3 protein-coding genes are annotated in these 19306 nt (G+C 74.8%); all 3 read right to left on the bottom strand.

The window, feature by feature from the left end:
* Window positions 1-10 precede the first annotated feature (10 nt).
* Window positions 11-211, bottom strand: a complete 201-nt coding sequence (locus SD460_RS22295) for a hypothetical protein (RefSeq protein ID WP_318306667.1) — start codon at window positions 209-211, stop codon at window positions 11-13.
* Window positions 208-17808 carry a non-ribosomal peptide synthetase gene (locus tag SD460_RS22290; protein WP_438860850.1) on the bottom strand — a complete coding sequence of 5867 codons (17601 nt, stop codon included), beginning with the start codon at window positions 17806-17808 and terminating at the stop codon, window positions 208-210. The genes SD460_RS22295 and SD460_RS22290 overlap by 4 nt, the downstream gene beginning before the upstream one ends.
* 80 nt (window positions 17809-17888) lie before the next feature.
* On the bottom strand, window positions 17889-19187 hold the full coding sequence (locus tag SD460_RS22285) for a serine hydrolase domain-containing protein (RefSeq protein WP_290056765.1): 1299 nt from the start codon (window positions 19185-19187) through the stop codon (window positions 17889-17891).
* Window positions 19188-19306: the final 119 nt, after the last annotated feature.

Raw genomic sequence — 19306 nt, 5'->3', positions numbered from 1 at the left:
GGGGACGTCCTCACGCTTCCTGGTCGGAGGCGAGGCTTTCGAGCTCGCCCAAGATGAGTTGGCGGAACGGCGGGCCGATGCGCCCCAATGTGGCGTTGGGTGCGTCCAGCGCACCCAATGTGGCGTTCGGTGCGTCCAGCGCACCCAACGCCACATTGGGGGCATCCGGGAGCTTCGCGGCATCGGCGCCGGGCAGGTCTTCGCGGGTCATCGGGACTCCTGGTCGGAGGCGAGGCTTTCGAGCTCGCCCAAGATGAGTTCCTCGACGGTGCCCGCGAGCCCCGCGATCGTGCGCGACGTCAGCACGTCCGCCGGGGTCACGCGGACCGCGAACAGCGCGCTCGCTTTCGCCGCGATGTGCAGGCTCTTCAGCGAATCGCCGCCGAGGGCGAAGAAGCTGTCTTCGGCGCCGATGCGGTCCGTGCCGAGGACTTCGGCCCAGATCGCCGCGAGGGCGCGCTCGGTGTCGGTCGACGGCTCGACGTGCTCGGCGGGTCCCGCGGCCGGGGCGGGCAGGGCCCGCCGGTCGAGTTTGCCGTTGGCGCTCACCGGGATCCGCTCCAGCGCCACGATCGCCGACGGCACCAGGTAGTCCGGCAGCACCCCGGCCAGGAACGCGCGCAGGGTCTCCGGGCCGGCGTCCGACACCACGTACGCCACGAGCTGCTTGACCCCCGGCCGGTCCTCGCGGACGACGACCGCCGCCTGCGCCACCTCGGGGTGGCGGGCCAGCACGGCCTCGGCCTCGCCGGGTTCGACGCGGAAGCCGCGCAGCTTGACCTGGTCGTCGGCGCGGCCGAGGAACTCCAGCGTGCCCGCCGCCGTCCAGCGGACGACGTCGCCCGTGCGGTACATGCGGTGCCCCGCCGGGCCGGCCGGGTCGGCGACGAACCGGTCGGCGGTCAGGCCGGGACGGCCGCGGTAGCCGCGCGCCAGCCCCGCGCCGGCCAGGTACAGCTCGCCCGGGACGCCCGGCGGCACCGGGCGCAGCGAGCGGTCCAGCACGCGGGCCCGCATCCCGGCCAGCGGACGGCCGATCGGGATCCGGTCCGGGACCACGTCGGCCATCGGGTGCGAAGTGGCGAACGTCGTCGTCTCGGTCGGGCCGTAGCCGTCGACGACCCGAAGCCCGGGACACGCCGTCAGCACGCGCCGCACCGCAGCCGCGGGCACGACGTCGCCGCCCGTCCAGACCTCCTGCAGGCCCGCGAAACAGTCCGGGGTTTCCTGCGCCAGCACCCGGAACAGGCCCGCGGTCAGCCACATCGCGGTCAGCCGGTGCTCGCGGACCAGCTCCCGCAACGTCACCTCGTCGACGCCGTCACCGGGCGCGGCGACGACCGTGCCGCCGTTCAGCAGCGGCACCCACAGTTCGTACGTCGTCGCGTCGAACGCCAGCGGCGAGTGCAACAGGACCCGCTCGTGCGCGCCGCCGCGGAACCGCTCGTCCGCGGCCAGCGCGGCGACGTCGCGGTGGCGCACCGCGACACCCTTCGGCGTGCCGGTCGAGCCGGAGGTGTACATGACGTAGGCGACCTGCTCCGGGTCGACGTCGACGGCCGGGTCGGCGTCGGGTTCATCGTCCACGGAGGACAGCAGGATGGTCGTCGCGTACGGCTGGTCCGCTTCGGCGACGACGAACCGGACGCCGTCGAGCAGCAGCCGCTGCCGCTCGGCCGGGGCCCGCGTGTCGAGCGGGAGGTAGGCCCCGCCCGCCTTGACCACGGCCAGTTCCGCGACCACCGCCCCGGCCCGCCCGACGGCCAGTCCGACCGGCTCCTCCGGCCGCAGTCCGAGCCCGATCAGCCGGTTGGCCAGCCGGTTCGCGCGCCGGTTCAGCTCGCGGTAGCTGACCGCTTCGCCGTCCAGCACCGCCGCCACCGCGTCCGGCCGGGCCCGGACCTGATCGGCGAACAACGCCGGCAGCGAGCGGGGCGGCGGCTCCGCGCCGGTCGCCGTCCACTCGCGCAGCAGCCGTTCCTCGTCCGGCGTGGTCATCGGAACCTCGCCGACCGGCCGGCCGCCGTCGGCGGTCAGCTCCCGCAGCAGCGTGAGCAGGTGCCCCGCGAGCCGGGTGGCCGTCGAACTGTCGAACAGCGCCGGGTCGTACCCGAAGTCGACCGCCAGCTCCCGGCCGGGTGAGGCGACGACGGTGAGCGGGAAGTTGGTCGTCTCCCGCGCGGAGAGGTCGCGCACGGTCAGGCCGTGCCCGGCTTCGGCGGCCGTGATCGGGTAGTTCTCGAACACCACCAGGCTCTCGCACAGGTTCACCCCGCCCGGCAGCCCGGCCCAGCCCTGCACGCGGGCCAGCGGCAGGTGCCCGTGCCGCCGGGCCTCGGCCTGCGCGGCCTGCACCCCGGCCAGCCACCCGGCCACGCCGGCGCCGCGGTCGACCTCGACCCGCACCGGCAGCGTGTTGATGAAGATGCCGGTGATCTCGTCGACGCCCGCGATCTCGGCCGGGCGGCCGGACGCGGTCGCGCCGAACACGACGTCGTCGTGCCCGCTGCAGGCGGCCAGCAGCAGCGCCCACGCGCCCTGCAGCACGACGTTGTGGGTGAGGCCGTGCCGCTTGACGAACGCGTCGAGCCGCGCGGTCTCGGCTTCGGTCAGGTGCACCGGCAGCCACTCCGACGAGCAGGGCACGCTCGCGCACGCCCGGTCACCCGGGATCGGCGTCGGGCCTTCGACACCGGCGAGCGCGGTGCGCCAGAAGCGTTCGGCGTCCGCCTGGTCGTGGCCGGCCAGCCAGGTCAGGTAGTCGCGGAACGGCGGCCGGGTGGGCAGCGGCTGGCCGGCGTAGGCCGTGCAGACGTCCGAAAGCACCTGGAAGACGCTCCAGCCGTCGAGCAGCACGTGGTGGAACGTCCACAGCACCTGGACTTCCGTCGCCGACACCCGCGCGAGCGTGACCCGCATCAGCGGCGCGACGGCGAGGTCGAGCCCCTGCGCGCGGTCCTCGGCGAGCAGTTTCGGCAGTTCCGCGGCCGCGTCGAGCCCGGTCCAGTGGAGGTGGCGGACCGGCAGCCGCACCTCGTTTCGCACCACCTGCAACGGCTCTTCGACGCCGGCCCACACGAAGGCCGTGCGCAGGACCGGGGTCCGGTCGACGACCCGCTGCCACGCCTCGCCGAGCCGCCCCGGGTCCGTGACGCCGTCGAGCACGAACGTCGCCTGCTCGACGTACATGCCCTGCTCGGTCTGCGAAAGCCCGTGGAAGACCATCCCGCCCTGCATCGGCGTGAGCGGGTAGACGTCCTCGACGGCCCGCCCGTCGCCGACCAGGGTGTCCACTCCGGCCTGATCGAGCGCGGCGAGCGGGAAGTCCGACGGCGTGCGGCCCCCGGCGTCCGGCTCGGCGCAGTGGGCGATGATCTCCCGCAGCGCGGCCAGCATCCGCTCGGCCAGCGCCTCGACCGTGGCCCGGTGGTGCAGCCCGGTGGCGTGCGCCCAGGTCAGCTCCAGCGTCCCGCCGGTGACCCGGCCGACCACGTCGAGCGCGTGGGTCCGGGGCGCGTCCGGGTCGACGTCGGCGTCGAGCGCCCCGGCCCGGAACGGACCGCCGTCGGCGTCGTCGAAACGCCCGAGGTAGTTGAAGCTCACCAAGGGATCGATGTCCGGCGCGGTCCCGGTCAGGTACCGCAGCGCGCCGTAGCCGATCCCCCGCCGCGGCACCGCACGCAGCTGCTCCTTCACCGACTTCAGCGCCTCGCCCCAGTCTTCGGGGACGTCGACGGCGACCGGGAACACGCTGGTGAACCAGCCGACCGTCCGCGAGAGGTCGACGTCGTCGAAGAGTTCCTCGCGGCCGTGGCCTTCCAAGTCGATCACCGGCACCTGACCGGTCCAGTCGCGCAGCACGCGGCCGAGCGCGGCCAGGAGGACGTCGTTGACCTGCGTGCGGTAGACCTCCGGCACGTCCCGCAGCAGCGCACGCGTCTCGTCGCCGGTGAGCCGGACGGTCACCTCGGCGGTCCCGCCGATCGTCGCGGGCCCGTCCCCGTCGGCGGGCAGCGGCGGAACCGGCGGGAGCGCCCGCCAGTGCGCCAGCTCGTCGTCGAAGCCGCCGGCCGCGGCGTGCCCGGCGAGCCGCCGGGCCCACGTGAGGTACGACGTCGTCTTCGGCCCGAGGTCCCCGCCTCGGTAGGCGGTTTCGAGGTCCTCCAGCAGGATCCGCCAGGAAACCCCGTCGACGACGAGGTGGTGCACGGCCAGCAGCACCCGCCGCCCCTCGGCCACGGCCGTCAGCAGCGGTCCGTGTTCGACGTCGAAGTCGACGTGCTCGGCCAGCAGATCGGCGGGCCAGACCGGTTCGCCGTGCTGGACGCGCCCGCGCGGCGTCTGCTCGAACCGCAGCCGGAGCGCGTCGTGGTGGGCCCAGACCGCGGCCAGGGCCCGGCGCAGCGCGGGTTCGTCGACGTCGCCGTCGAACTCCAGCACCACGCGCTGGTCGAACCGGTCCGGCTGGCCCGCGAAGTACCAGCGCTGGATCGGGGTGAGCGGGGCGGTGCCGGTGACCGGGCCCTGCTCACCCCGCGGCCCGGGGTCGCCGCCCGCCTGGGCGGCCAGCGCGGCGAGCGTCGGGTGCCGGAAGACGTCGTGCGGCAGCAGCGTCAGCCCGGCGCGGCGGGCCCGCGACACGACCTGGATGCTGAGGATCGAGTCGCCGCCGAGTGCGAAGAAGTTCGCGTCGGCGCCGAGCTCGCCGGTGCCGAGCACGTCCGCCCAGATCGCGGCCAGCGTCCGCTCGGCGTCGGTGGTGAGAGCCGTGCGCGCGCCGGCCGCGCCGAACTCGGGCGCGGGCAGGGCCTGCCGGTCGAACTTCCCGTTGACGGTCAACGGGAAGCTCTCGAGCCGGACGAACGCGGCGGGCACCATGTAGTCGGGCAGCGTGCGGCCCAGGAACGCGGCGAGGTCGCCGGCGTCGCCGGTGTAGTACGCGACGAGCCGCTTGATCCCGTGGTCCTCGCGGGCCAGCACGGCGGCCTGGCCGACACCCGGGTGCGCGGCCAGCGCGGCCTCGATCTCGCCGGGTTCGATCCGGAACCCGCGGACCTTGACCTGCTCGTCGGCGCGGCCGGTGTACTCCAGCTCGCCGCGCGCGTTCCAGCGGACCAGGTCGCCAGTGCGGTACATCCGCTCCCCCGGCGGCCCGAACGGGTCCGGCCGGAACCGGTCGGCGGTCAGGCCGGGATCGCCGAAGTACCCGCGGGCCAGTCCCGCGCCGGCCAGGTGCAGCTCGCCCGGCGCGCCCGGCGGCACCGGCCGCAGGTCCGCGTCGAGGACGTAGGCCCGCATGTTGTCCAGCGGCTTCCCGATCGGGACGGTCTCGGGCACCGCGCCCGGCATCGGGTGCGAGGTCGCGAACGTCGTCGTCTCGGTCGGGCCGTAGCCGTCGACGACCGTGGTCTCCGGGCAGGCTTCCCGCACCCGCCGGACCGCGGCGGCGGGGACGGCGTCGCCGCCGGCCCACACCTCCCGCATGCCGCGGAAGGTGTCCGGGGCTTCCTGCGCCAGCAGCCGGAACAGACCCGCGGTGAAGAAAGCACCGTGGACGCGGTGCTCGGCGATGATCCGCCGGTAGGTGTCGACGTCGAGGTCGCCGGGCGGGGCGACGACGACCGTGCCGCCGCTCAGCAGCGGCACCCACAGTTCGTACGTCGAGGCGTCGAACGCCGGGGAAGCGTGCAGCAGCACCCGCTCGTGCGCGGCGAACCGCCGGTCGGCCGCCAGCGCGACGACGTCACGCTGCCGCACGGCGACGCCCTTCGGCTTGCCCGTCGAACCCGAGGTGTACATGACGTAGGCGAGGTTGCCCGGAACCGCCTGCCGCACCGGGGCTTCCGCCCGTGAACCACCGGGCGCCACCAGGTGTCCACTGTGGACCTCGGCCGCGGTCCCGGCCCGGCTCTCGTCGGTGATCAGGATCGGCACGCCGGTCAGCAGCGTCTTCAGCCGCGGGGCCGGGGCGCGGGTGTCGAGCGGCAGGTAGGCCGCCCCGGCCAGGACGGTGGCGAGTTCGGCGACGACCAGGTCCGGCGAGCGGTCCAGGAGCACGCCGACGACCGTCTCGGGCCCGGCGCCGAGGGACGCCAGGTGCCGGGCCAGCCGCCCGGCGCGCTCGGCCAGCTCCGCGTAACTCACTTCGACGTCGTCGCCGGCCAGCGCGACGGCGTCCGGGGTGCGGGCCACCTGCGCGGCGAACAGCTCGGCCAGGGTGCCGTCCGGCACCGGGTGCGCGGTGTCGTTCCAGGCGGTCAGCACCTGGTGGCGGTCGGCGGCGGTGAGCAGGTCGATGCCGTCGAGCGGGCGGTGCAGGTCCTCGGCGAAGGCGTCGAGGACGCGGGTGAGCTGAGAGGCGATCCGCTCGGCGGTCGCGGCGTCGAACAGGTCCGGGTCGTAGCCGACGTCGAGGGTGATCCGCTCCCCCGGCGAGGCGACGACGCTGAGCGGGTAGTTGGTCGCCTCGGCGGCGTCCACGTCGCGCAGCCGCAGCCCGTGCGCCGCGCCCGCGGCGGCGTCGACCGGGTAGTTCTCGAAGACGACGAGGCTGTCGAAGAGGCTGCCGGTGGTCCCGCTCCACGCCTGCAGCTTCGTCAGCGGCAGGTGCCCGTACCGGCGGGCTTCGACCTGGCGGGCCTGCAGCGCGGCCAGCCAGTCCGCGACCGGCGAACGGTCCGCGGTGACCCGCACCGGCAGCGTGTTGATGAAGATGCCGGTGATCTCGTCGGCACCGGGCAGGTCGACCGGGCGGCCGGACACGGTGGTGCCGAAGCAGACGTCGCGCTCGCCGCTCAGCCGCGAGAGCAGCACCGCCCATGCCCCCTGCAGCACGGTGTTCATCGTCAGGCCCGCGCGGCGGGCCGCGTCCTGCAGCCGGGCCGAGCTCTCCACCGGCACGCGCAGCCACCGCGACGAGCGGGTCGCGTGGGCGTGGGCCGGCGCGCGGTCGAAGGGCAGCCGCGCCGGGGCGGCGAGGTCGCCGAGTTCGGCGCGCCAGTACCGCTGCGCCTCGGCGTCGTCCTGGCGGCCGAGCCAGCCCACGTAGTCGCGGAACGGCGGCCGCTCGGGCAGCTCACCGCCGGCGTAGGCGGCGAAGACGTCCGAGAGCACACCGAAGACGCTCCAGCCGTCGAGCAGCACGTGGTGGAACGTCCACAGGACCCGGACTTCGGTGTCCGAGAGCCGCACGAGGGTCAGCCGCAGCAGCGGGCTCGCGGTGAGGTCGAGGCCTTCGGCGCGGTCCGCGGCGACGACGTCCTGCCACGCCTGGTCCTGTTCGGTGCCCCGCCAGTCGAGGTGGGTGACCGGGACGGTGACCTGCCGCCGCACGACCTGCACCGGCTCGGGTACGCCTTCCCAGACGATCCGCGTGCGCAGCACCGGGGTCCGGTCGACGACCCGCTGCCAGGCCCCGGCGAGCCTCTCGGGGTCCTCGACGCCTTCGAGGACGAAGGCGACCTGCTGGAAGTAGACGCGCTCCTCGCGCTGGGAGAGGGCGTGGAAGACCATGCCGCTCTGCATCGGGGTGAGCGGGTAGATGTCCTCGACGTCCCGGCCGTCACCGGCCAGCTCGTCCACTGTGGACTGGTCGAGGCGCGCCAGGGGGAAGTCGGACGGCGTGCGTCCGCCGGCACCCGGGGCACCGCAGTGCCGGACGATTTCGCCCAGCGCCGCCACCATCCCGGCGGCCAACTGCTCCACAGTGGACTCCCGGTGCACGCCCTCGGCGTAGTACCAGGTCAATTCCAGCTCTCCGCCCTCGACGCGGCCGACGACGTCGAGCAGGTGCGCCCGTGCCGAGCGCGGGCTCTCGTCGGACTCGAGCCGGCCCGAGCCGAACCGGCCGAGGTAGTTGAAGCTCACCTGCGGGTCGATCGCCGGGACCGTCCCGGTCAGGTACCGCAGGGCGCCGTAGCCGACGCCTCGACGCGGCACCGCGCGCAGCTGCTCCTTCACCGACTTCAGCGCCGCGCCCCAGTCTTCGGGGACGTCCAGCGCGACCGGGAAGACACTGGTGAACCAGCCGACCGTCCGCGACAGGTCGACGCCGTCGAAGAGGTCCTCGCGGCCGTGGCCTTCCAGGTCGACGAGGGGCACGCCGCCGGTCCAGTCGCGCAGCACCCGGCCGAGCGCGGCCAGCAGGACGTCGTTGACCTGCGTGCGGTAGGCCGCGGGCACCTCGCGCAGCAGCGCTTCGGTCTCCGCGGCGGAGAGCCGGACGGTGACCGAGCGCATCGAAGCGACGGTGTTCGGCCCTTCGCCGTCGACCGGGATCGAGGATTCCCCGGTCAGGCGACCCCAGTGGCCGAGTTCGTCGTCGAACCCGCCGGCCGCCGCGTGCTCGGTGAGCCGCGTCGCCCACTCGCGGAACGACGTCGTGCGCGGCCCGAGGTCGATCGGCGCACCCGCCAGCGCCTGGGCGTACGCGCGGTCGAAGTCCTCGGTCAGCACGCGCCACGAGACGCCGTCGACGACGAGGTGGTGCACGGCGAGGCGGACTTCGTGCGCGGAAAGGTCCAGGCGCACCAACGGGGTTTCCGCCCCCACCGGGCCGTTCTCCTGCCGCTCGTCGGTGAACCGCATGCGCAGGGCGTCGTGGTGCTCCAGGAGCGCGTCCACCGCCCGGCGGGCCGCGGCGAGGTCGACCTGGTCCGGGCCCAGCCGGACGAACTGGTGGAAGTGCGCCGGGTCGGCGGTCTGGGTCGCGAAGAACCAGCGCTGGATCGGGGTGAGCGGGACCGGGCCGCTGACCGGGCCGCGCTCGACGGCCGCCTCAGCGGTGCGGGCGGCCGCCGCCAGCGCGGCCGGCGTGCGGTGGGTGAACAGGTCGCCGGGCAGTAGTTCCAGCCCGGCGCGGCGGGCCCGCGACACCACCTGGATGCTGAGGATCGAGTCGCCGCCCAGCTCGAAAAAGTCGTCGGTGACGCCGACGCGCTCGACGCCGAGGACCTCGGCCCAGATCGCGGTCAGCTGCTGCTCCCGGTCGGTGCGCGGGGCGACGTGGTCGCGGCCGCCGAAGTCGGGCGCGGGCAGGGCCTGGCGGTCGAGCTTGCCGTTGACGTTGACCGGGAAGCGGTCGAGCTGCACGAACGCGGCCGGCACCATGTAGTCCGGCAGCGTCCGGCCGAGGAACTCGGCCAGGCCGTCGGTCTCGCCGACGACGTAGGCGACCAGCCGCTTCACGCCGCCGTCCGCGCGGGCCAGCACCGCGGCCTGCACGACGTCCGGGTGCTCGCCCAGCGCGGCTTCGATCTCGCTCGGCTCGACGCGGAAACCACGCACCTTGACCTGCTCGTCGACCCGGCCGACGAACTCCAGCGCGCCTTCGTCGTCCCAGCGCACGAGGTCGCCGGTGCGGTACATCCGCTCCCCCGGTGGCCCGAACGGGTCCGCCACGAACCGCTCGGCGCTCAGGCCGGGACGGCCGAGGTAGCCGCGGGCCAGCCCGGCACCGGCGATGTGCAGCTCGCCGGGCGCACCCGGCGGGACGAGCCGGAGCTCGTCGTCGAGGACGTAGACGCGGGTGTTGTCCAGCGGCGCCCCGATCGGCACGACGTCCGGGACCTCGCCGGGCAGCGGGTGCACGGTCGCGAACGTCGTGGTCTCGGTCGGCCCGTAGACGTCGGCGACCAGCGTGTCCGGGCAGGCGGCCTGGACGCGGCGCAGGGCGACCGCGGGCACGGCGTCCCCGCCGGTCCACACCTCGCGGACGCCGGCAAAGACCTCCGGCGCTTCCTGGGCGACCAGCCGGAACAGGCCGGTGGTGAGGAACGCGCCGGTCACGCCGTGGGTGGTGAGCACCCGGCCGAGCGTGTGCACGTCGAGGTCTCCGGGCGGGGCGAGGACGACCGTGCCGCCGTTCAGGAGCGGCACCCACAGCTCGTAGGTGGCGGCGTCGAAGGCCTGCTGGGAGTGCAGCAGCACGCGGTCGTGCGCGGCGAAACGCCGGTCGGCGGCCAGCGCGGCGACGTCGCGGTGGCGCGCGGCCACGCCCTTGGGTGTCCCGGTCGAGCCCGAGGTGTAGATGACGTAGGCCAGCTGGTCGGCGTGGGCCGTGACGGCGGGCGGCGTCGCCGGGGCGTCGCCCGCGCCGGTGACGATCACTCCACTGTGGACGTCTTCGGCGGTGGCCAGCCAGTTCCGGTCGGCCACCAGGACCTCGGCGCCGGCCTCGTGCAGCAGCAGCCGCATCCGCTCGGCCGGGGCCCGCAGGTCCAGCGGGAGGTACGCCCCGCCGGCCTTGACGATCGCCAGCTCGGCCACGACGAGCGCGGGCGAGCGGTCCATCAGCACCGCGACCCGGTCTTCCGGCCGCACGCCGAGCTCGAGCAGCCGGTGGGCCAGTCGGTTCGACCGCGCGTCCAGCTCGGCGTAGGTGACGGTCTCCTCGTCGGTGACCAGCGCGACCGCATCCGGGTCGCGGCGGACGGCGGCGGCGAACAGCTCGGGCAGGGAGCCGCCGGGCAGCGGGCACGCGGTCGCGTTGCGCTCCTCCAGCAGCTGCCGGGTCTCGGAAACCGAGAGCATCGGGATCCTTGTCGCCGGCTCGTGCGGGGCGGCGGCGAACCCGCGGACCAGCGCGGCGAGGTGGTGCGCCAGCCGGACGGCGAGCGCGGGGGCGATCACGTCCGGGTCGTGGTTCAGGACCAGCGACAACCGGCGGCCCGGGTAGGCCACGACGCCGAGCGGGTAGTTGGTGCGCTCGGCCGCCCGGACGTCCCGCAGCCCCGGTACCTCCGCGGCGGGGTAGTTCTCGAAGACGACGATGCTGTCGAAGAGGCTCTGCCCGGAGCTGCCGCCGAGCGCCTGCAGCCGGGTCAGCCCGAGGTGGCCGAACCGGCGGGCCTCGGCCTGGTTCGCCTGCAGCTCCCGCAGCCACTCCGCGACGCCGCGCTCGCGGTCGAGCCGCACCCGGACCGGCAGCGTGTTGATGAACAGGCCGGGGACGTCGTCCGCGCCGGGCAGCTCGGCCGGGCGGCCGGACACCGTGGCGCCGAAGCACACCTCGGCCTCGCCGCTGTAGCGGGCCAGCAGCGCCGCCCAGGCCCCCTGCACGACCGTGTTGACGGTCAGGTGGTGCCGCCGAGCGAACGCCTGGACCGCAGCCGAGGCTTCGTCGTCGAGCTCGACCGGGACGCGGCCGGTCGAGCTGGCCGTGTGCGCGCGGGTGGCGGTCCGGCCACCCGGGAGCGGCGTCGGCGTCACGCCGGTGAGTTCGGCCCGCCAGTGCGCTTCGGCGCGCTCGTCGTCCTGGGCGGCGAGCCAGGCGGCGTAGTCGCGGAACGGCCGCCGGACGGGTGGTTCCGCGCCGCGCAGCACCGCGAGGACGTCGGACAGCACCCCGAAGACGCTCCAGCCGTCGAGCAGCACGTGGTGGAACGTCCAGACCACCCGGACCGAGGTGGCCGAGTCCTTCGCGATGACCAGCCGCATGAGCGGCGCCCGGGTCAGGTCGAGGCCGTCGGCGAGGTCGGTCGCCAGCAGCCGTTCCAGTTCCGCGTTCGCGTCCACTGTGGACCAGTCCGGGTAGGACACCGGGACTTCGGCGGCCCGCTGGACGACCTGCAGTGGTTCCGGAACGCCCTCCCAGGCGATCCGGCTGCGCAGGACCGGCGTCCGGTCGACGACCCGCTGCCAGGCCTCGCCGAGGCGGCGCGGGTCGGGCACGTCGTCGAGGGTGAAGCAGATCTGTTCGAAGTAGTTGCGGTCACCGCGGCGGGCCAGGCCGTGGAAGACCATCCCGGCCTGCATCGGGGTCAGCGGGTAGGCGTCTTCGACGTGCGCGCCCAGCGCGTCCACCGCGGCCTGGCCGAGGCCGGCGAGCGGGAAGTCCGACGGCGTGCGCCCGCCCGCGCCGGGCTCGGCGCAGTGCCGGATGATCCCGCGCAAGGCGTCGAGGAAGCTCTCCGCGAGCCGGGCGACGGTGGCCTCGTCGTGCACGTTCTCGGCGTAGTGCCAGGTGAACCGCAGGGTGTCGCCGTCGGCCTGGCCGACGACGTCGAGCAGGTGCGGGCGGCGGTCGGCGAGGTCGGCGTCCAGGGTCACGTCGCCGGGCGGGCCCGCGTAGAGGTCGCCGGGGAGGTCGAACCGGCCGAGGTAGTTGAAGCTGACCTGCGGGTCGATGGCCGGCGCGGTGCCGGTCAGGTACCGCAGGGCGCCGTAGCCGATCCCCCGCCGCGGGACCGCGCGCAGCTGTTCCTTGACCGATTTCAGGGCCGCGCCCCAGTCTTCGGGGACGTCGAGAGCGACCGGGAACATGCTGGTGAACCAGCCGACCGTCCGGGACAGGTCGACGCCGTCGAACAGCTCCTCGCGCCCGTGACCTTCCAGGTCGATCACCGGCACTTCGCCGGTCCAGTCCCGCAGCACCCGGCCCAGCGCGGTCAGCAGGACGTCGTTGACCTGCGTGCGGTAGACGTCGGGGACCTGCCGCAGCAGGGTCCGGGTCTCCTCGGCGGTGAGCCCGGCGGTGATCGTGCGCTCCCGGGCGACGGTGTTGGGCCCGGAGCCGTCGACCGGCAGCGGCGTGGCGGCCGGCAAGGCGCGCCAGTGGCCGAGTTCGTCGTCGAAGCCACCCGCCTCCGCGTGCGCGGAAAGCCGTCCGGCCCACTCCTGGAACGACGTCGTCCGCGGGCCGAGGTCCCCGCCGCGGTAGGCGGTTTCGAGGTCCTCCAGGAGGATCCGCCAGGAGACCCCGTCGACGACGAGGTGGTGGGCGGCCAGGTGCAGCACGCGGCCCGACAACGACCAGCGCAGCAACGAATGTTCCTCCCCGGCGGCGGCGTTGTGCAGCCGCCAGGTGCCGTCGTCGTCGCGCGTGAACCGGGTCCGCAGGGCGTCGTGGTGCTCGACCAGGGCGGCGATCGCGGCGGTGAGGGCGGCTTCGTCGGCGTCCTCGGTCAGTTCGACGGTGATCGCCTGGTCGAACCGTCCGGGTACCCGGACGGTGTCGAAGAACCAGCGCTGGATCGGCGTCGGCACGACGGCGCCGGACACCGGCCCGCGGACCGGGCTCGCCCCGGCCTCGGTGACCACCGCGGCCAGTGCCGCGATCGTCTGGTGCCGGAACAGGTCGGCGGTGGTCACTTCGAGGCCGGCCCGCCGGGCGCGGGCGCTGACCTGGATGCTGAGGATCGAATCGCCGCCGCTGGCGAAGAAATTGTCGTCGACGCCGACGCGTTCGACGCCGAGCACCTCGGCCCAGATCCCGGCGAGCACGGCCTCCCGCTCGGTGCGGGGCGCGCGGCCACCGGTCTCGAACACCGGGTCCGGCAGCGCCCGCCGGTCGACCTTCCCGTTGGCGCTCAACGGCAACGCGGCCAGGACGACCAGCGCCGACGGCACCAGGTAGTCCGGCAGCGTGCGCCCGAGCGCGCGGCGCAGCGCCTCGGTGTCCACAGTGGCGCCCTCGGCCGGGACGACGTAGCCGACCAGTCGTTTGCGCCCCCCGGCGACCCGGACCACGACCACCGCCTGCGCCACGGCCGGCTCGGCGGCCAGCGCGCGTTCCACTTCGGCCGGTTCGACGCGGAAGCCGCGGATCTTGACCTGGTCGTCGGCGCGGCCGGCGAACTCGAGGGTCCCGTCGGTGCGCCACCGCGCGCGGTCGCCGGTGCGGTACATCCGCTCGCCGGGGATCCCGGACGGGCAGGCGACGAACCGGTCGGCGGTCGCGCCGGGACGCCCCGCGTAGCCGCGGGCGAGGCCGGGACCGGCGACGCAGAGTTCGCCGAGCGCCCCGCGCGGTACCGGGCGCAGGTGCTCGTCCAGCAGGTACGCGCGCATGCCGTCCAGCGGCGTGCCGATCGGCACCACTTCGGGCACCACGCCCGTCATCCGGTAGGAGGCCGCGAACGTCGTGGTCTCGGTCGGGCCGTACCCGTCGACGACGGCCAGGCCCGGGCACGCGGCCAGGACGCGGCGCACGGCCTCGGGCGGGACGACGTCCCCACCGGTCCAGACCTCCCGCAGCCCGGCGAAGCACGCCGGGTCTTCCTCGGCGAACAGGCGGAACAAGCCCGCCGTCAGCCACATCGCGGTGACCCCGTGCGCCGCGGTGAGCGTGCGGACAGCCGCCGCGTCGAGGTCTCCCGGCGGCGCGACGACTACGGTGCCGCCGGACAGCAAGGGCACCCACAGTTCGTACGTGGACGCGTCGAAGGCCAGTGGCGAGTGCACCAGCACCCGCTCGTGGGCGCCGCCGGCGAACCGCGGGTCGGCGGCCAGCGCGACCACGTCGGCGTGCCGGACCGCGACGCCCTTGGGCAGGCCGGTCGAGCCGGAGGTGTACTCGACGTAGGCCAGGTTGTCCGGGTGGATCAGGCGGCCGGGAGCCGTCGCCGGTTCGTCCACATCGGTCACGACCAGCGTCTGTCCGTCGTGGACGGTCGTCGCGGTGTCGTGCCAGTGGTCGTCGGTGAGCAGGACGTCCGTCCCGTCGAGCAGCAGCCGCAGCCGGTCGGCGGGCGCGCGCAGGTCGAGCGGGAGGTAGGCGCCACCGGCCTTGAGGATCGCCAGCAGCGCCACGACCAGGTCGGCCGAGCGGTCCATCAGCACGCCGACGCGGTCTTCCGTGCCGACGCCGAGGCGGACCAGCCGCCGGGCGAGCCGGTCGGCCCGCGCGCGCAGTTCGCCGTAGTCCCAGCTGACGTCGCCGAAGACCACGGCAGGTGCGCCGGCGTGCTCGGCCGCGACGCGGTCGAACCGGTCGGTGACGGTTTCCCGCGGAACGGCGTCGACCGCGGCCGAAAAGAGGAACTGCCGGTCGTCTTCGGTGAGCAGCGGCAACTCGCCCACCGCACGGGCGGGGTCGGCGGCGATGCCTTCGAGGAGCACCTCCAGGCTCGCGGTCAGCCGGGCGATCGTGGCCGCGTCGAAGAGCGCGGTGGCGTACTCCACGGTGACCCGCAGGCCGTCGTCACGCGGCCAGAACTCGATGACCAGGTCGAACCGGGCGGACGGCCGCGGCAGGTCGTGCTCGCGCACCCGCAGCCCGGCCACCTCGCGCGGCCGGACCAGCGGCGTCTGCAGCACGACGACGGCCTGCACCAGCGGGGTCCGGGACGGATCGCGGTCCGGCTGGACCTCCTCGACCACGCGGTCGAAGGGGACGTCGCCGTGTGCGAACGCCTCCAGCACGGTCTCCCGGAACCCGGCGATGAAGTCAGCGAACGGCCGCTCGCCGTCCACTTCGGACCGCAGCACGAGGGTGTTGACGAAGAAGCCGGTCAGCGGTTCGAGTTCGGGCCGGTCGCGCCCGGCCACGGCGGTGCCGACGGCGATGTCGCGCTGCCCGCCGTAGGCCGCCAGGAGCAGTTGCACGGCCGCGGTCAGCGTCATGAACGGCGTCGCCCCGGCCGGACGGCCGGCCTCGGTGACCCGGCGCACCAGATCGGCGGGCAGGTCGTGGTGGTGGACGGCGCCCGCGGTGTCGCGCTGCGCGGGGCGCGGGCGGTCCGTCGGCACGGCGAGCGGTTCGAGCCCGTCGAGCCGTTCGCGCCAGTATGCGGCTTGGGTGTCCACTTCGGACTGCTGCTGCCAGCGCGTGTAGTCGCGGTAGCCCAGCGGGAGCGGCGGCAGGGGGTCCCCGGCGTAGAGGTCCAGCAGCTCGCCGGTCAGGATGCCGATCGACCGGCCGTCGGTGACGATGTGGTGCTGGCACAGCACGAGCACGTGCTCGTCGGGTCCCTGCGGGTAGAGCGCGGCCCGGGTCAGCGGCCCGGTGCGCAGGTCGAACGGAGTGGCCAGCTCGGCCGCGAGCACGTCTTCGTCGGCTGCGTTTTCGCTGATTCGCAGCGGGATTTCCCCGGTCGGGGCGATCCGTTGCACGCCCTCGCCGTCCACCGAATCGAACGTCGTCCGCAGTGATTCGTGGCGGGCACAGAGCTTCGCCAGGGCCCCGCGCAGGGCGTCGACGTCGAGCGGTCCGGACAACCGCAGGCCGACGGCGGTGTTGTACTCGGCACTGCCGCCCGCGAGCTCGTCCAGGAACCACAGCCGCCGCTGGGCCGCCGACAGCGGGAGCACCTCGGCCGGCGGGGTCACCGGGATCACGGTCTCGTCGGCACGGGGTGCGGCTTCGAGCAGCCGGGCCAGCCCGGCGACGCTCGGCGCGTCGAAGATCGCCCGTGCCGAAAGCCGAACGCCGAACGTCCGGCGCACCCGCGAGAGTGCCTGTACGGCGAGGATCGAATCGCCGCCGGTGGCGAAGAAGTCGTCGTCGACGCCGAGACGGGGCACGCCCAGCACGTCGGCCAGCAGGCGCGCCACCTCGCGTTCGGTGTCCGTCCGCGGCTCGGTGCCGTGCTCCCCGGGGTCCGCGGGCGGCGCGGGCAGCGCCCGGCGGTCGACCTTCCCGTTGCCGCTCAACGGAAGCGCGTCGAGGACGACGAACGCGGACGGGACCATGTAGTCCGGCAGCGCCGCGGCGGCGACGCTCCCCAGGTCGCCGGGCTCGGCGTCCGGTGCCGCGACGACGTAGGCGACGAGCCGCTTGACGCCGGGCCGGTCTTCCCGGGCCACCACCACGACCTCGGCGACCCCGGGCGCGGCGGCGAGCACCGTCTCGATCTCGCCGAGCTCGACCCGGAAGCCACGCACCTTGACCTGGTCGTCGGCGCGGCCGAGGAACTCGAACTCGCCGTCGGCGTTGCGGCGCACCAGGTCCCCGGTGCGGTACATTCGCTCACCGGGCGCGCCGGCCGGGTCGGCCACGAACCGGTCCGCGGTCGCGCCGGGCCGGCCCCAGTACCCCCGGGCCAGCCCGGCCCCGGCCAGGTGCAGCTCGCCGGGCTCGCCCGGCGGGACCGGGTTCAGCGCGCCGTCCAGCACCCGCACGCCGACGTCGTCCAGCGGGCGGCCGATCGGGACCGCGTCGGGGACCCGGTCCGCGGACGGCATCCGGTGACTGGTCGCGAAGGTCGTGGTTTCGGTGGGGCCGTAGCCGTCCACCACGGTGAGGCCGGGGCAGGCCCGCAGCACCCGCCGCACGGCGCCGGCCGGGACGACGTCCCCGCCGGTCCAGACCTCCCGCACGCCCCGGAAGCAGTCCGGGGCTTCCTGCGCCACGATCCGGAACAGCCCGGCCGTCAGCCAGAGCGCCGTGACGGCGTGCCGCTCGAGGAGTCCGCGCAGGGTTTCGACGTCCAGGTCGCCGGGCGGGGCGACGACCACCGTGCCGCCGGAAAGCAGCGGTACCCACAGTTCGTAGGTGGTCGCGTCGAACGCGGCGGGCGAGTGCAGCAGCACCCGGCGGTGCGCGTCGCCGGCGAAGCGGCGGTCCGCGGCGAGGGCCGCCACGTCCCGGTGCCGGACCGCCACACCCTTCGGCGCGCCGGTCGAGCCCGAGGTGTGCATGAGGTAGGCGAGCCGGTCACCGTCCCCATCGGGCAGTTCGCGATCCCGTTCCGGCAGCTGCCGCCCGGCTTCGACCACCGGTCCACTGTGGACCCGGTCGGCCCGCTCGGGTTCGTCGGTCACCAGCACCGAAACCCCGGCGGTGGCGAGCACCAGCCGGAGCCGGTCGTCGGGGGCCCGCAGGTCGAGCGGGACGTAGGCGCCACCGGCCAGGACGACGGCCAGCTCGGCGACGACCAGCTCGGCCGAGCGCCGCAGCAGCAGGCCGACCCGGTCCTCCGGCGACAGTCCCAGCCGGAGCAGGTGGGCGGCGAGCCGCTCGGCGCGGTCGGCCAGCTCCGCGTAGGTGAGCCGGTCTTCGCCGTCGACCGCAACGGCGTCCGGGGTCTCACGGACGCGCGCGGCGAACAGTTCGGTCAGTGCCCCGGTTCTCGCCGGGGAGTCTTGCACGGTCATCGTCGGTCGCACCTTCCGGGCGCAGGCTGAGGAACCCGCCGGCGGGGCGGGCCAAGGGAAACGGAGTACCGGGGTCAGCAGCGCCGCGCGAGGCGGCCGCCGATTTCGACCGCCGTCGACGCGCCGCGGTCACCGCGGAAGCGGCCGCAGGGGGTGGCCCGGCCGGTCGCGGGGTCGCGGACGGTGAAGCTGCCGTCGTCGTGCAGGACGAGCTCGGGGTAGACCTCGCCGTCGACGACGAGCGCGGCGCCCTCGCCGTCGGGGCGGACGGTGTAGTCGATGGCCCCGTTGCGGTAGGTGCCGAAGTCGCCGTCCGGAACCGGTACGGGCCGGGCGCCGGGTACGCCGAAGCGCGGGGCGGGCAGGTCGAGGCCCAGTTCGCGCAGCTCACCCGCGACGTCGTGCCACATGTCCGTGCCGGCCGCGCCGTTCGCGGTGAAGGCGACCACGCAGGCACCGGCCTGGTCGATGCGCAGGTGGCAGGAGGTGCCGTCGGCGGTGCCGTCGTGGCCGAGCCAGCCGTCGTCGCCGGTGCCGAAGTGCGCGATGCCGAGGCCCCAGCCGTCCGCGAGCCCGAACGGCTCGGCTTCCGGGACGGGCCGGTGCATGTCGGCGGCGGTCACGACGTCGAGCAGACCCGGCTTGCCCAGGTGGATCCGGCCGAGTTCGACCAGGTCCCGCGCGCTCAGCGCGAGCGCCCCGGCGGGTTCCAGCATCGGCGGCAGCACCTGCTCGACCGGCCGCGCCCCGGCCGGCCCGGTCGCCCGCCCGTGCCCGGAGACGCAGCGCGCGCTCCCGGCGTAGACCGGCTCGATCTTCGACGGCCGCAGGACGATCGCCTCGACGGCCTCCCGCCAGGTCATCCCGGTGACCGCTTCGATCACGGCCCCGATCAGCGCGTACCCGAGGTTCGAGTAGGAGAACGCGGTGCCCGCCGGGCAGACGGGGATCGCCTCGCGCACTTCGCGCAGGCACCCGGCGGTGGGGTCGGCGGGGTCGGACGGCAGCCCGCTCGTGTGGCTGAGCAGCCGGCGCGGGGTCAGCGTCCGGTCCAGGCCGGCCACGCCCAGGACGTCACCGACGGGGTGGTCCAGCTCCAGGTCGTCGTCGGCGACGAGCGCCATCACCACCGTCGCGGTGGCCACCTTGGTGACCGAACCCGACGGCACCGCGGAGTCCCCGGTCATCGGCGTGCCCCGGTCCTGGTCCGCGAGACCGGTCTGGACCACCACCCGCTCACCGTCCAGCAGCACCGCGAGCTGCGCCCCCGGCACCCGGTGCCGGCGAGCGGCGCGGCCGAGCACCGCGTCCAGCCGTTCCGCCGTCACCTGCTGCTTGTCCGAGGCGTTGTGACCGTCTCGCACGGATTGCATGACCCGACCCTCCGATATCGCCCGAAAACTCGCCCACTGCGAATGCCCACGCCCGCGGCCGCCCCGCACAATCCCCACCAGAACGCCTCGCGGGGGCCGCTGGAATTAATACGCTGCCT

The sequence above is a fragment of the Amycolatopsis solani genome (assembly GCF_033441515.1).
Lineage (GTDB): Bacteria > Actinomycetota > Actinomycetes > Mycobacteriales > Pseudonocardiaceae > Amycolatopsis > Amycolatopsis solani.
This window is presented reverse-complemented; position numbering and strand designations above follow the sequence as displayed.